Origin of the sequence: Colwellia sp. 1_MG-2023 (assembly GCF_030546755.1) — a bacterium.
GTDB lineage: Bacteria > Pseudomonadota > Gammaproteobacteria > Enterobacterales > Alteromonadaceae > Thalassotalea_H.
In genome coordinates, this window is record NZ_JAUOPE010000004.1 from 132,260 (window position 1) to 146,744 (window position 14,485).

Sequence of the window (14,485 nt, forward strand, 5' to 3'; positions counted from 1 at the left end):
GTATCGTTTAATTAGGAATTGTTGTGAGTAGTTTTCGTTTATATCGCATAGTTAAAACGTTCTTAAACTTTGGTTTAGATGAATTGCTACCAAAAAAATCTATTCCTTGGTATATCAAATGTGCTCGCTTTAGTGTGTTTTGGATGCGGAACAAACACAAAGATAAAGCCTTAGCATTACGCTTTAGGTTGGCGATTGAATCATTAGGCCCGGTGTTTATTAAATTTGGCCAAATGTTATCAACAAGACGAGATTTATTACCTGACGATTTTTCAAATGAACTAGCTTTACTACAAGACCAAGTAACGGCATTTGATGGTGAAATTGCCCAACAATTAATTATTGATGCTATTGGCAAAGATGAGTTTTTGCATTCGTTTGAAGATTTTGACTTAACCCCTTTAGCCTCTGCATCCATCGCACAGGTTCACACCGCTACTTTGAAACAAGATGATCAAGTTAAACAAGTGGTCATTAAAGTTTTACGTCCTAACATTGACAAAGTGATCCATGCTGACATTAAAGTGATGGCGATGTTTGCCGGAATTTTTTCAAGATGGCTTCCTGACGGTAAACGATTACGACCCAAAGAAGTGGTTGCTGAGTATAAAAAAACGATTCTAGATGAACTTGATTTAAATAGAGAAGCGGCTAACGCCATTCAATTAAAGCGTAATTTCAGCCAAGGTCGAAAGAATGATCACGTTCTTTATGTGCCAGATATTTATAGTGAATATAGTAGCAAAAACGTGCTGGTTATGGAGCGCATTTATGGTATTGGTGTTGCCGATATTGAGCAGCTTCACCGTTTAAATGTTGATATGAAGCTATTAGCAGAGCGTGGCGTAGAAGTATTTTTCACCCAAGTTTTTCGCGATAGTTTTTTTCATGCTGATATGCACCCTGGTAATGTTTTTGTTGATGCTTCCAAGCCAGCAGATCCCACTTGGATTGCCATCGATTGTGGTATTGTCGGTACGTTAAATCGAGATGACAAACGATATTTAGCCGAAAACTTTGTTGCCTTTTTCAACAGAGATTATCGCAAAGTTGCTCAGTTACATGTCGACTCTGGCTGGGTGCCGGCCGGAACAAGCGTAGACGAATTTGAGTTTGCTATTCGTACGGTTTGCGAACCTATTTTTAATAAACCATTGGCTGAAATTTCATTTGGTCAGGTATTGGTTAATTTATTTAACACCGCAAGACGTTTCAATATGGAAGTGCAACCGCAATTGGTGTTGTTGCAAAAAACCTTGCTGTATATCGAAGGTCTTGGTCGTCAACTTTATCCACAATTAGATTTATGGCAAACCGCAAAGCCGTTTCTAGAAAATTGGGTAAAAGAACAAATGGGCGTGAAAGCGGTTTTCAATAAAATTAAAGAAAATATCCCCTTTTGGAATGAAAAATTACCTGAGTTGCCGGATCTCGTTTATGACTATTTAAAGCATGGTAAAGAGAGTCAACTAGAGCAAGTGGCTTTGCTCAAACAAATGCAACAGCAACAGCAGCAAGATAACCAAAAAGTGATTTATGCTATTGTATTTGGCGCTTTGCTAATTAGCTTGGCGATAATATTCAGCTGATTTTATGACTTACTGAGTACGTTGTTCAGTACCCTTTCTAGTATAAGCACTATCAAGAGTCGCATTGAGAATAGCTATTGATAATGTAAATTCCCTTGATATACACTTACGATAACGTGTGAATCATAAGTGAAATTCATTATCAATAAACTGTCTACTTTACCAGCATTACTGTCAGGGCCTATTATCAGGCACGTTGAAGCCAATCAACTAACGTTTTGGCTAGCAACTAGTAAACCTTTTCCTTTAACTTTTAAATTATTTCACGATAATGTTTCGCTGTTTGATCGCGCTCTAACGTCACAAGAACAACAGATAATCACCATTGGTCAACAGGCGTTTATTCACCTCATTGCTATTGATTTTGACCAGCCACTCCCTTACCAAACTTTGCTTCATTATGACTTTGAATTTAATGATGACGGCGTTGCTCAATCAATAAGTGAGCAGCTGCCTGAATTTTTATATCAAGATGAAAAGCTTCCAAACTTTATTATTACTCGTGACATTAATACTATGCTCCACGGCTCATGCCGCAAACCCCACTTTGATAGTACTGATGGCTTGCAGCAAGTTGATAACGTTATTGCTAATAGTTTTGAAGGGGATGATGAACGCCCAGCCATGTTAATGATGTCGGGTGATCAAATTTATGCGGATGACGTGGCCGGCCCAACGTTAGTCGCTATCCATCAAGTTATTGAATTATTAGGTTTATATCACGAAAGCTGGCAAGGAGCGGTAGTAAACGATAGTGACGGTTTATTTAATAGTGAGCTTTGTTATTATCAACGCGATCAATTACTACCTTACACCAAAGCGAATAAAGCGCTGTATGAATCGTTTTTTGCCGCCAGTAAAAAACCAATTTTCACCTCGGTTAATTCAAAAAATCATTTAGTAACTTTCTCTGAAAATATCGCCATGTACCTATTAGTATGGTCACCACAATTGTGGCAATTGGTTGATTTTTCGAAAGCGAAAATACCCGTCGAATATCAAACGCAATATCAACAAGAACAAGTCATTATAGAAGATTTTATTCGTGGGTTACCTAAAGTTAGACGTGCATTAGCGCATATTCCTAGTTACATGATTTTTGATGATCATGACATCACCGATGATTGGAACTTAACCCGAGGTTGGGAAGAGGCAGCCTATGGCCATCCGTTTTCGAAACGTATTATTGGTAATAGCTTGATCAGTTATTGGCTTTGCCAAGGCTGGGGTAATGCCCCGAAAAAGTTCACCACATTAAATGAGCAATGCGATAACTTTTTTACCGACAAAGGCATTAATCAGCACTCAGAATTAGTAGAGAAACTGCTTGATTGGCAGCAATGGCATTATAGTTTAGCAACAACGCCAAAAGTGGTGGTATTAGACACACGTACGCAACGCTGGCGTTCAGAAAGTCGTGCATCTAAACCTTCTGGTTTAATGGACTGGGAAGCCTTGTCAGAGCTACAACAAGAATTGATCAACGAACCAAAAGTTATTTTGGTATCACCAGCGCCCATTTATGGCGTAAAAATGATAGAAACCATTCAACGAATATTCACTTTTTTTGGTCAACCTTTAATGGTGGATGCAGAAAACTGGATGGCACATTCTGGAACGGCTAATGTCATGTTGAATATTTTTCGTCATGTAAAAACACCCCCTGAATTTATTATCCTTTCGGGCGATGTTCATTACTCTTTTGTTTATGATGTGACTCATCGCTTTCAACGCAGCAACTCTAAAATTGTGCAAATTACCTGTAGCGGTATTAAAAACCAGTTTCCTGCTAAATTACTGAGTTGGTTAGATACATTAAATCGCTATTTATATGCGCCATACTCACCGCTCAACTGGTTTACTAAGCGCAGAAGCATGAAAATACGCGTAAGAAAGCCCAATGATGTTGACGACAATACGCTTTATAACGGCAGCGGTATTGGGTTGATCACCTTGACCGATGATGAACATATTGTGCAAGCCAGTGTGATTTGTGCTGATAACAATACGGTGAACTTTCACGCAAAAGATGAGTTAGCAGAGTAACAGGCAAACTTATCTTAAGATGGCTGAAATAAGATTAACGAGGTGATTTCTATTTCATTCCACATTAACCTTTCTAATTCATTGAAATTATGGAATATTAACTATTAAACAATCAAAATTATGGATGGACATTACTGAGAAGTTTCCATAATAAGATATTAGGTTTATAAGGAAAATTGTGAGCAAGAATCTAGTTAGTAAAGCGTCTGAAGGAATTTTTAGTAATCCATATATTAGATCCCTTACACAACTTGTACCTGGTGGTGGGACTTTAGATATTCTCGTTCAAGAACGTGTTGATAGAATTAAGAAGGAAAGGTTTGAAATTCTAATAAATGAACTCATTGAAGGTAACTTAGAATTAACGGAAGAAATAATTCAAAGTGAAGAGTTCATTCACGCATACTTACAAACTGCTAAAGCAGTATCTGCTACGCAACAGAAAGAAAAAATAAAGCTAATGGCTGATCTCTTTATTTCTTCTTACAAACAGAATAGCTTTTCTAAAGTTGATGAATATGAAGAGTTACTTCAAATAGTAAAAGACTTATCAACTCGAGAAATGAATATCCTGTTCATTCTAGAGGTTTTTGAAAACAATAACCCAAAGCTTCAAAATGAAAATATGCTCCAACGATGTAGCAAATTTTGGACTGATTTCGAAAATGAGGTACAGCATAAATTAGGACTTAATCCTTCTTTGCTAGAATCTGCCTTATCTAGATTACAAAGGACGGGGCTATATTCTGTAATTACTGGCGCTTTCATGGATTATGAGGGCGGCCAAGGCTATTTAACCGACTCATATTATCAATTAAGGCGTTTAATTATAAACAAGATGGATAGCGGCGATATATAAGCATAACGTGCTGTTAAATAAAGAAAAAATATAGTGGTTGTGTTTCGTACCTCAACAATTTTTTGCCGTTTATTAGAGCATTACCCATACAAAATATAATCCCAATATGTTTCTCTGTGAATTGAACTATTTATTTTGGTTGAGCTACTAACGACTGTTATGTCGGAGAAACTGTCATAAAACACCTTAATTAAAAGTTTGCTTTTCCCTCTTTGGCGTCTGCCATATTTTGTCTTAAGCTAATTTAAATAATGCTAGATTAAGTTATGGCTAAGTCAAATTAATTAACTAGGCAAATAATTATCACATCGCATCTTGGATGATTAATTCATTTTCACCTAATGGCAGATGTGTCATTGGTTTATCGATTTGTTGGGCGAGTATGTTTTGCGGTATTCGCGGCATTAATAACGGGTTAAATGACTCTACATTGGTTATTTCAGTATTTAACCAATCATCCACTAGTTGCTCATCTTGGGGAAGAATTAATGGCATAGCCTTACTGTGGATATGTTTGAGTTTGTCGTGGGCGGGCAAGGTAATAATTGAACAAGAGGTTTTTACTTTGCCGGTTTTGGGATGTAGCCAATCTCGACACAATCCACCGAGCAATAACCCACCATTTTCGGCTAGCATATCATAATAATGAATCGGCTTTTTATTGCTAAATTCAGTTTCACCAAATCCTTTTACCGCGACGATACAACGAGCATGGCGAAAGGCTTGGTAGCCGGCGCTGCTTGGCGTATTTAATTTATCATAACGAGTATTAAACGAAGTATATTTTGATGGCTTAAAGCTGTCATCGGTTTGTTCGAGCAATAGCCACCAAATAGCGTTTTCTACGACTCTGCTATTGTTTCTATTTCTGACAATAGAGACATTATCAGCCGCCTTAACGAAACGTTTATCAATTGGTTTATCGATAACTCTATGGATATTTAAACGGGTATAAAGCTTTTTTACCCCGCTATCAAAAGTTGCATTAAATCTGCCGCACATAATAACAATCTTGTTGTTTTTTTAAAAAGCTTAGCATTTTATTTTACATGAGAAAGTCATTAGTAGCTGAGTATTAACTTATCTTGTATTGAAAAGCATCGAAGCCTAAACAGTTAAACTATAGAAGTCTTTTAATAACTGTTCAGACTTTATGCTGATAACATAAATTAAGGTTGCTTATTACCCTCTGCATATTCTTCGTCAGTGATAGTTACCGTGCCCTTTCTAAGCTCTTGCACTTTCATTAATGCCACCATTTTATCCATTTGTTCTGTTGATAGTCGTGTTCGCAAAGGTGAATATTCAGATATATTGGCATTCATTGCGCCTGTATTCATATATGCGTCACCGGGAGCTGAAACAAAAGCATCAATTAATGCTGCCGAGTTTGTTGCTACACTGCCTCCATAAACACGAGTCGTGCCATATAAGTCGGCAATATTCCAATTTTTTATGTTAGTTTTAATGTGATTAGCTGCAAGTAATTTATCTTTATATGATCTTAATAAATACTTAGCTAAATGCGCTTTTAAGTCCGCATCAAAGTCTTTAAAGAACGCTTTATTTTGTTCATAAAGATAAGACACTCTCATAGTATTTGAGTCACCACCAAACGTACCTCGGTTAGAGTTAATAAACACATTGGCATTTCGCTTTAGATTATTCCAAACTTTTTTTCCGGTATAAGCTTTAGTTCTGATATCTGGGCTGGCGATGTTTCCTTGATGAAAACCGTAAATTAATAACGGGTCGTAGCCGAAGTTATTTATTACTATTGTCTTAATGTCATTTAAGCTTAATGTTTCATTAGCAACACTTAAATGTTTTTTATCCAATATGCTGTCTTCTTCAATTAACGATTGAATATTTTTTTTAGGGTAAATTTGCACTAGTTGTTCTATTAATGACAGGTTATAAAGATTCAACCAGTAGGCTAATTGTTCATCTTTAGAAAAAAAGTGCAAAGGTGAGTCTGTTGGTATTTGCTCTAAACTCTTTCTAATATTACTAATTAATGCGATCTTTTCTGGGGTATCGAAGGTTTCATAGAAAAATCGGTTTCCTTCTAATTCAGTCAACGGTTTTACTCTATTTTTTAAACGAGTACCTATCGAGGGTTTTGATTGTTTGGCTTGTTGTCGAGTTGAATTACCCATATATAAAACAGAAGCTTGTAATAATGTATCGACATCATCATACATGATGACGAAGTCTGAATTATTATCGTATTGACTGAATTTTTCTAAGGTTTTTTTATCGATTGCAAGTGTATTAAAACTTAAAAAAGTCGTAGTAATTAGCAAAATCACTTTTGTTATTTTCATGTTAACGTCCTGTATATATTTTAGTATCCTGAATTACATTAGTTTATTATGAAGAGTTTCTCAATAGAGTGATTTTGATCAATAGGTTATTGAAATACATTGAATTATATCGAGTGTGAGAAATGAATATGAAAGTTGAGCCTAAGAAAGGTCGCAATAATAGAGTCATAACAAAGCCGATAAATTAATATTATCGTTTTGTTATGACCTATTTACTTTTAACGTAGGTTTATTTTGCTTAGTTATCTATTTCTTCTTCGTCATTAATTGTCACTGTGCCTTTTTTAAGTTCTTGCACTTTCATCATCGCTTTTATTTTTTCAATTTGAGCATCTGAAAATCTTCCTTTAAGTGGTGAGAAGTTAGTGATATTACTGTCCATATAGCCGGAATTGGTAAATGAAACATGTTCATTCTTCCCTTCTTTTGCAACAAATGCCCCGATAAGTGCTGCCGAACTTGTTGATACACTGCCACCATATTTTCTTTCCGTACCGTATAAATCGGCAATTTTCCAATTAGTGGTAGTTGTTTCAATTTTGTCGGTTCCGAGTAATTTACTTTTATATGATCGAATTAAATATTTCTTTAAATGATCTCGTAAATCTTCATCAAAATCTTTAAAGAATGCTTTGTTTTGCTCATACAGTTTCGATACTCTAAAAGTTTTTGAACCGTCACTAAAGGTTCCGCGATTAGAATTGATAAATAAATTCGCGCTTCGTTCTAAAATTTTCCACACTCTTTTACCTGTATAAGGTTCTCTTCTGATATCAGGGCTTGCGATGTAGCCTTGATGAAAGCCGTAAATTAATAATGGGTCGTAGCCAAAGTTGTGAATAACAATTGCTTTAATATCATTTAAACTAAGTTTCTCGTCGTCAACGAGTAAGTTCTTTTGATCAAACAATTGGCCTTTTTCGGTGAGCGATTCGAGATTTCTGCGAGGATAAATAAGTAATAACTGTTCAATAAGTGAAATGTTGTAAAGGTTGAGCCAATAGGCGAGTTGTTCATCTTTAGAGAAAAAGTGTAATGGTGAGTTGCTTGGTAGCAATTCTAAACTTTTTCTAACATTGGTCATTAACTGAATTTTTTCAGGGGTATCAAATGCTTCATAATGAAAACGATTACCTTCTAAGTCGGTTAACGTTTTCACTTTGTTTCTAAAACGAGTGCCGATGCTTCCTTTAGATTTTTTAGCTTTTTGTCGAGTAGAATTACCCATATATAATACCGAGGCTTTTAATATAGCTTCTACATCGTCATAAATGATGACAAACTCAGAATTATTATCATATTTACTAAACTTTTCTAACGTTTTTTTATCGAGTGCTAGAGCATCTAAACTCAATAAAAACATAAATGTTAGCAGTAATACTTTGGTGAAATTCATATTAACTTCCTGTAGCGATTATAAATTTGATAAGTAACGGTAAATTATCTTTGCGTAGATCACAATAGTATATTAATTAAACACAATTGAGGCTATGTATTAAATGGCTTACAAAGGTATTCAATAAAATTGATTTTGCCATAATATTATACTGCTGCTTGTAGTGTGAATGCCTGATATGAAAATAACTATTTTCATATCAGGTTGATCAAGAAAGGTTACTTTTGTTGTGCAATCCAATCTTTGGTGAGTTCTTCTAACAGGGCTAACGGTAAGCTGCCGTTTTTAAGCATTTGATCGTGAAATTTACGGATATTAAATTTATCGCCTAATTCTGCTTCAGCTAAAGCACGTAATTGTCTGATTTTAATTTCACCAATTTTGTATGATAAGGCTTGTGCTGGCCAGCTAATGTAGCGGTCAATTTGTCCAATAACATCCGCCATACTTAATGCGGTATTTTCGGCTAAATAGTCGATCGCTTGTTGACGAGACCAACCTTTGGCATGCATACCAGTATCAACAACTAAACGACAAGCGCGCCACGCTTCATAGGTTAAACGGCCAAAGTCGCTGTATGGGTCTTGATAAAAGCCAATTTCTTTTCCAAGTCTTTCTGAATATAACCCCCAACCTTCACCATAAGCTGCGTGATATAAGGTTTTTCTAAATTCTGCCATATCCACTTCTTGAGCAATAGCGCTTTGAAAATGATGACCAGGCTCTGCTTCATGAAAGGTTAACGCTTCTAAGGTGTAAAGTGGCTGACTTTTTAAATCTTTGGTATCTAAAAAGTAAGTACCCGATGTCGTGCCACTACCGTCTGATGCAACGTAATATGCGCCGCCATTAGGAGCCGATTTTATATCAAAGGTTTGTTGTGGTAATTTGGTGAACCATTTTGGCAATTGTGCCGCCATTTTACGCGTGATGTAACTGGCCTTTTCGAGTAAATCGCGCTCTGTTGTTGTATAAAATTGCTCATCAGTTCGTAAAAATTCAATAAAAGCCTTAAAGTCACCTTTAAAACCTACTTGTTTAATGATGGTTTGCATTTCTTCACGGATACGTTTGACTTCATCTAACCCTAATTGATGTATTTCGTCAGCCGTCATATCTGTGGTGGTATAAAACTCGATTAAATATTTATAATAGTCTTTACCGCCAGCTAACTCGCTTATGCCGACTTTGCTACGACAGTTGGCCATGTATTCTTTGGTGAAAAATTCATAGAATTTTTTATATTCTGGAATGATCGAATCTTCTATCAGTTTAGATCCAGCTTCACGAAAGTGCTGCTTATCTTGTGCGGAAAAATTAGCAGGAATATTGGCAAGTGGGGCGTAAAAAACACTTTGCTTTACGTTATCGACAATGTGCTGACTAATGCCTTTATGATATTTACTAAACGTTTCACAGTAATGAACATGGCCAACAGAAATCGCTTCTTTTAATGACACAATATGCTCTTGGTTGTAACGTGGGAAGTCGGCCAAACTGACTAAGTAATTTTGATAATCTTGCTTGGTTAAAAACGACATATTCGCAGGAGCGCCGGCAAAGTAACTATCAAACCCTGAGTAGTAATTTAATGGGTATAGGTGATCAAGTTGTTGGTAGCTATTGGCTTCAGTTTGACGTTCATATTTAAATAATCGATAAGTGATTTGGTCTTCACTCGATAACTCATTAACGTTTATTTTTGCCAATCGTGTTAATAACGTTTGATTGTATTTTTCACGTCGTTCACGGCCTGCTTTTGACATATCAGGCAATTTACCATTCATGCGAAATGCATCGGGGTCTTTGCGGAAAAAAATCTGCTCTTTATTGGCGGTTTGCCAATGTTCATCAATTAATTGTTTAAATTGTTGGCTGGCACTGTTATCAACAGCTTGCGCTGAAAAGCTTACCGCAAGCGCTATTAACACGCTAAACCAAGTGTTTTTTGCATAGTTGCTCATTGTAATTAACCTTTTAGGGGGATTGTTATTGTTGTGGTCATTATAAGGTAATTAATGAAAATAATCGCTGCGCTTTGTGAGTTAGTTTCGTATCATGTGTTCATAATTTGTTGCGAAATTTAGGGTTCGGTTAGGTATGCATTATGATTAAGTTTTCACGTGCCGGTTGGAATAACGTTATTATTTTTGCGGTATTGGGCTTTATTTTATTGATAAACGCAACCCATGATAACGTGTTTAGTTCGGCGGAAAATACTGAACAGCAAACACGGCAAGAAACCCCCATTTTAGGTGATAATGCCGTAGTGTTAACGTTAACGGTTAATCAACAAATAAAGATAGAGCGCATTGGGAAAACGTGGCGAGCAATTCCTGCAAATATTTCGGGGCAAGCACTCGAGCAAATGATGATGACCTGGCAAAAAAGTATAGCCACTCCTGTTGACGCACCAATTGGAATTGATGAGCAATTAGCGCTTATTGTTAGTGTTGAATTAGCAAGCCAACCGCACGCTTTATTATTAAGCTTGCATACAACTGAGTATGAGTTGCTGATTTTCAATCATCAAACTAAACTTTGGTCGGCGTTACCGCTACAGATTTATTCACAATTATTACCCCTGCAAATATTTGGAAATTAAGGTTTTTACTATGAAGTTATGCGCTGTTTTATCAATGGATAAATTAGATGATTTTGAGGCTTATGATCATTTAATTGAGCCGCATTTATTGGCGCTTGGTTGGCAAGTCGAGGTGGTTTCATGGCGAGCAAAAAATGTTAATTGGGATAACTATGATGCTGTGATTATTCGTACGCCTTGGGATTATCAAGAAGATGCTGAAGCCTTTATAAAAGTGCTTGAAGATATTGAACAATCTACTGCGCATTTAGAAAATAATTTAGCCATTGTTCGCTGGAATATCGATAAGATTTACCTTAAAGCATTAGCAGAACGTGACGTTAATTTAGTGCCAACATTGTGGCGAGATTCACTGCAGGCCAAAGCATCAATCACCGAAGATGATTTAAATCAGTATTTTACCGATTTTGGCCAAGAGCAAATTGTGTTAAAACCCCGTATTAGTGCTAATGCCGATAATACTTTTTGGCTAACCAAAGCCAATGCAAAACAGTCGCTTGCTGCTATTAATGAAGCTTTTCGTGATCGTGATTTTATGATCCAACCTTTTATGGAACATATTGTAACTGAAGGTGAATATTCATTATTTTATTTTAATGGCGAATATAGTCATGCCATATTAAAAACACCGAAAGCGAATGATTTTCGCGTGCAAGAGGAGCATGGCGGACGTTTGACAACGATTGATCCCGAGTCAGCATTAGTAGAACATGCAAAGCAATGTATGAGGGCGATCAGTGACTTATTTAACATGCCATTGTATGCGCGCGTTGATTTTGTACGTCATCAAAAGGGCTTTGCCTTGATGGAAGCTGAACTGATTGAACCGTCGTTATATTTTAATATGGATGATCAATCACCGCTTCGGTTTGCACAAGCCTTTGTAAAACGAATGCAACATCTTGCCTTATAACTTAAAAAAGAATGAAATAAATGCCTGAATTACCAGAAGTTGAAGTGTGTCGTTTAGGCATCACTCCCCATATCATTAATCAACAAGTGGTTGACGTTGTTGTACGTCATAAACAATTACGTTGGCCTATTCCAGATGAAGTGCAAAGTTTGGTGGGTAAAAACGTGTTAGCGATTAAGCGCCGCTCTAAATACTTAATGATTGAATTTAGCCATGGCACGCTGTTAATTCATTTAGGGATGTCAGGCACTATTCGCGTTATTGATGCCAAAACACCTGTGGCGAAACATGATCATTTTGATTTGGTCTTTGCTAATAACAAAGCATTACGTTTAAATGATCCAAGACGATTCGGCGCGGTATTGTGGCTTGCTGACCATGTTGATGAACAAGGGTTTCTCAGTAAATTAGGGCCTGAGCCATTAAGTGATGATTTTGCTCATGGTTATTTATTTAACAAAGCCAAAAATAGAAAGGTGCCGATTAAAACATTTTTAATGTCGAACCCAGTTGTTGTTGGTGTGGGAAATATTTACGCCAACGAAGCGTTATTTAAAGCGGGTATTTTGCCCACGGCTTTAGCAGGTAACTTATCTGAAAAACGGCTAAATACTTTAACTGATATCATTAAAAACGTATTGGCGGATGCGATTGCACAAGGCGGCACAACATTAAAAGACTTTACTCAAGTAGACGGCCGACCTGGGTATTTTGCCCAAAAGCTACAAGTGTATGGGCGTGCCGGCGAGAAATGTTTTACTTGTCAGGAAACGCTAGAAGAAATCCGACAAGCGAATCGCAGTTCGGTTTTTTGTCCAAGTTGTCAACATGAGTAAAGCTAAGGTTAATTTGGCTTAGCTTCGTCAGTTGATGCTGCTTGAATTTCCGCACTTTCTTCTTTATCTGCTTTATTTTCTTCAGGGTTATCAATTGCACGAATATCGGCAAGTTGCTCTAAAGTTAACGGATAAATGGTTTGGATTCGACAATGAATGTTTGGCGCTTCAACCGTCGAAATAGAATCTGAACGCGCATTTAAGGTAGCGGTATTTAAGCGATTTAAAATAATGGCATGGGCCCAACGAATGTCAGAACAATAACCGGTTAATTCAATTAAAAACTTTCGTTTATGAGTTGAAGATAGAATTAAAAAATCATTGGTTAAACTTGACCAGCCCTGAAACCTAAAGCGTGACACTCTATTAACCGGCTCAATATTTTGGCTAGTTACATAGTCTTTAAATGCGGCATTCTTCGCTTTTTCTATGGCGTTATTATTAGACGCACAAGCGCTCATGAAGAGAAATATAGTAAGAATAACAGTCATTAATTTCATAATTTGCCTATTTAATTAAACGTGATAACCCCAATATTAGTATTTTTTATCAATATATTCGATTAAACCGTTATCAAGCTGAGTTATTTTCAGTTAAAGCTTTTTCAACAACGGGGTGAACAAATTGGCTAACATCACCTTGATGAAGCGCAACCTCTTTCACTAGGGTTGAGGAAATAAATGAATTTTCTTCTGACGGTGTTAAAAAGACACTTTCTAAATCAGGCGACAGTCGGCGATTCATGTTTGCTAATTGAAATTCATATTCAAAATCTGAAACTGCTCTTAGACCTCGAATCAACACATTGGCTTGATGAGTTTTCGCAAAATTCACTAATAAACCACTAAAGCCAACGACAGTGACATTAGTTAAATCTCGTGTGACTTCTTCGAGCATTGCAACACGTTGTGCTAAATCAAAGCGCGGTTGTTTACTTGGACTAGCGGCAACACTGACAACAACCTCATCGAATAAACGGCTGGCACGTTCAATTAAATCGGCATGGCCATTGGTTACAGGATCGAAGGTACCGGGATAAATAGCTTTTACTGTCATGATTTGATCAAAGTTCTTAACGTAATTTTCTCCATTGTAAGGGCTAGATTAAGTCGATGACAACTAAGTTAGTACAATATTATCTAAATAGAAGCGCAAACGTTAAAGTATTTACTCGAAAAAGGCTTTCAATCTAAGGAAATTTGATAGTATGATAGAGAAATCGACTAATCAAGCAGAAGTAAATGAGCATGAAAACCCGTGATAAAATAATTCAAGCCAGTATCGAGTTATTTAACGAGCAAGGTGAACGAAACGTAACTACTAATCATATTGCAGCCCATTTAAGCATTAGTCCTGGAAATTTGTATTATCATTTTCGCAATAAAGAAGACATTATTTTGTCAATTTATGAAGAATATGCGCGTAACTTGTTACTCGATACTTTCCCGCAAGTTACCCCTGATATGAAGCCGCTTGATACCATTATTTTATATATGGATGCGGTATTCCAAGCCTTAATGAAATTTCGCTTCTTTTACGCTAACTTACCCGTTTTGTTGGCAAAAAATCCATTGTTACATGGTAAATATGTTGAAGTTCAGCACACCATTAGTCAGCGTTTAAGCGAAATGTTAGTGTCGTTACGTGAAGCGGATATGATGGATTTTAACGACGATGAACTTGCGGATATTGTGAGTATCTTACGATTGATCAATACCTTCTGGTTAAGCTTTTATCAAACACAAAATGAAAACACCGAAATTAATGATTCGGTATTTTTAGAAGGTGTTTTGAAAATATTAGTGCTTTTACGTCCTTATATTACAGAATCGGCAAAAGCAGACTTTTTAGAAGCTCGAACTATGTATCAACAACGTCATAAAGACGCGTTAGTTGCCGCTTAATTAGTTACCT

At 36.5% G+C, this 14,485-nt stretch carries 13 protein-coding genes; 7 read left to right on the top strand and 6 right to left on the bottom strand.

The genetic code is table 11. The features are described from left to right. Window positions 1-23: 23 nt before the first annotated feature. From ubiB to Q4493_RS06065, 3 genes are all read left to right on the top strand, one after another. Window positions 24-1,589 (top strand): ubiquinone biosynthesis regulatory protein kinase UbiB, encoded by a 1,566-nt coding sequence (ubiB, locus tag Q4493_RS06055; protein ID WP_303450312.1) that lies wholly within the window; start codon window positions 24-26, stop codon window positions 1,587-1,589. A 129-nt stretch (window positions 1,590-1,718) separates the two neighbouring features. Next, window positions 1,719-3,635: an alkaline phosphatase family protein gene (locus tag Q4493_RS06060; protein ID WP_303450316.1), complete on the top strand. Its 1,917-nt coding sequence runs from the start codon at window positions 1,719-1,721 to the stop codon at window positions 3,633-3,635. 178 nt (window positions 3,636-3,813) lie between these two features. Further along, a complete protein-coding gene (locus Q4493_RS06065) occupies window positions 3,814-4,494 on the top strand; it encodes a hypothetical protein (RefSeq protein ID WP_303450319.1) in 681 nt (226 codons plus the stop codon). Between the two features lie 303 nt (window positions 4,495-4,797). Here the strand turns inward: Q4493_RS06065 and Q4493_RS06070 are convergent, their stop codons facing one another. The 4 genes from Q4493_RS06070 to Q4493_RS06085 form a co-directional block, all read right to left on the bottom strand. After that, on the bottom strand, window positions 4,798-5,496 hold the full coding sequence (locus Q4493_RS06070) for an SOS response-associated peptidase family protein (RefSeq protein WP_303450322.1): 699 nt from the start codon (window positions 5,494-5,496) through the stop codon (window positions 4,798-4,800). Window positions 5,497-5,663: 167 nt separating this feature from the next. After that, window positions 5,664-6,821, bottom strand: a complete 1,158-nt coding sequence (locus tag Q4493_RS06075) for a DUF547 domain-containing protein (RefSeq protein ID WP_303450324.1) — start codon at window positions 6,819-6,821, stop codon at window positions 5,664-5,666. Window positions 6,822-7,059: 238 nt separating this feature from the next. Beyond that, entirely contained in the window at window positions 7,060-8,217 is a 1,158-nt protein-coding gene (locus Q4493_RS06080; RefSeq protein WP_303450327.1) for a DUF547 domain-containing protein, read from the bottom strand. Window positions 8,218-8,435: 218 nt separating this feature from the next. Continuing rightward, window positions 8,436-10,181, bottom strand: a complete 1,746-nt coding sequence (locus Q4493_RS06085) for a DUF885 family protein (protein WP_303450330.1) — start codon at window positions 10,179-10,181, stop codon at window positions 8,436-8,438. 143 nt (window positions 10,182-10,324) lie between these two features. Between Q4493_RS06085 and Q4493_RS06090 the strand changes: the two genes are divergently transcribed. The 3 genes from Q4493_RS06090 to mutM are packed head-to-tail and all read left to right on the top strand — an operon-like array spanning window position 10,325 to window position 12,571. Continuing rightward, the gene (locus Q4493_RS06090; protein ID WP_303450333.1) at window positions 10,325-10,822 is read left to right on the top strand and encodes a hypothetical protein; all 498 of its coding nucleotides are present in this window, start codon (window positions 10,325-10,327) and stop codon (window positions 10,820-10,822) included. A 10-nt stretch (window positions 10,823-10,832) separates the two neighbouring features. After that, on the top strand, window positions 10,833-11,735 hold the full coding sequence (locus tag Q4493_RS06095; protein ID WP_303450335.1) for a RimK family alpha-L-glutamate ligase: 903 nt from the start codon (window positions 10,833-10,835) through the stop codon (window positions 11,733-11,735). A gap of 20 nt (window positions 11,736-11,755) precedes the next feature. Then, on the top strand, window positions 11,756-12,571 hold the full coding sequence (gene mutM / locus Q4493_RS06100) for a bifunctional DNA-formamidopyrimidine glycosylase/DNA-(apurinic or apyrimidinic site) lyase (RefSeq protein WP_303450337.1): 816 nt from the start codon (window positions 11,756-11,758) through the stop codon (window positions 12,569-12,571). A gap of 8 nt (window positions 12,572-12,579) precedes the next feature. Here the strand turns inward: mutM and Q4493_RS06105 are convergent, their stop codons facing one another. Then, window positions 12,580-13,071 (bottom strand): DUF6491 family protein, encoded by a 492-nt coding sequence (locus Q4493_RS06105; protein ID WP_303450340.1) that lies wholly within the window; start codon window positions 13,069-13,071, stop codon window positions 12,580-12,582. Between the two features lie 73 nt (window positions 13,072-13,144). Next, window positions 13,145-13,627 (bottom strand): pantetheine-phosphate adenylyltransferase, encoded by a 483-nt coding sequence (coaD, locus tag Q4493_RS06110; RefSeq protein ID WP_303450343.1) that lies wholly within the window; start codon window positions 13,625-13,627, stop codon window positions 13,145-13,147. A 185-nt stretch (window positions 13,628-13,812) separates the two neighbouring features. On the opposite strand from coaD, the gene Q4493_RS06115 reads away from it, so the two are divergent. Further along, window positions 13,813-14,475, top strand: coding sequence for a TetR/AcrR family transcriptional regulator (locus Q4493_RS06115; protein WP_303450346.1), 663 nt, complete (start codon window positions 13,813-13,815; stop codon window positions 14,473-14,475). Window positions 14,476-14,485: the final 10 nt, after the last annotated feature.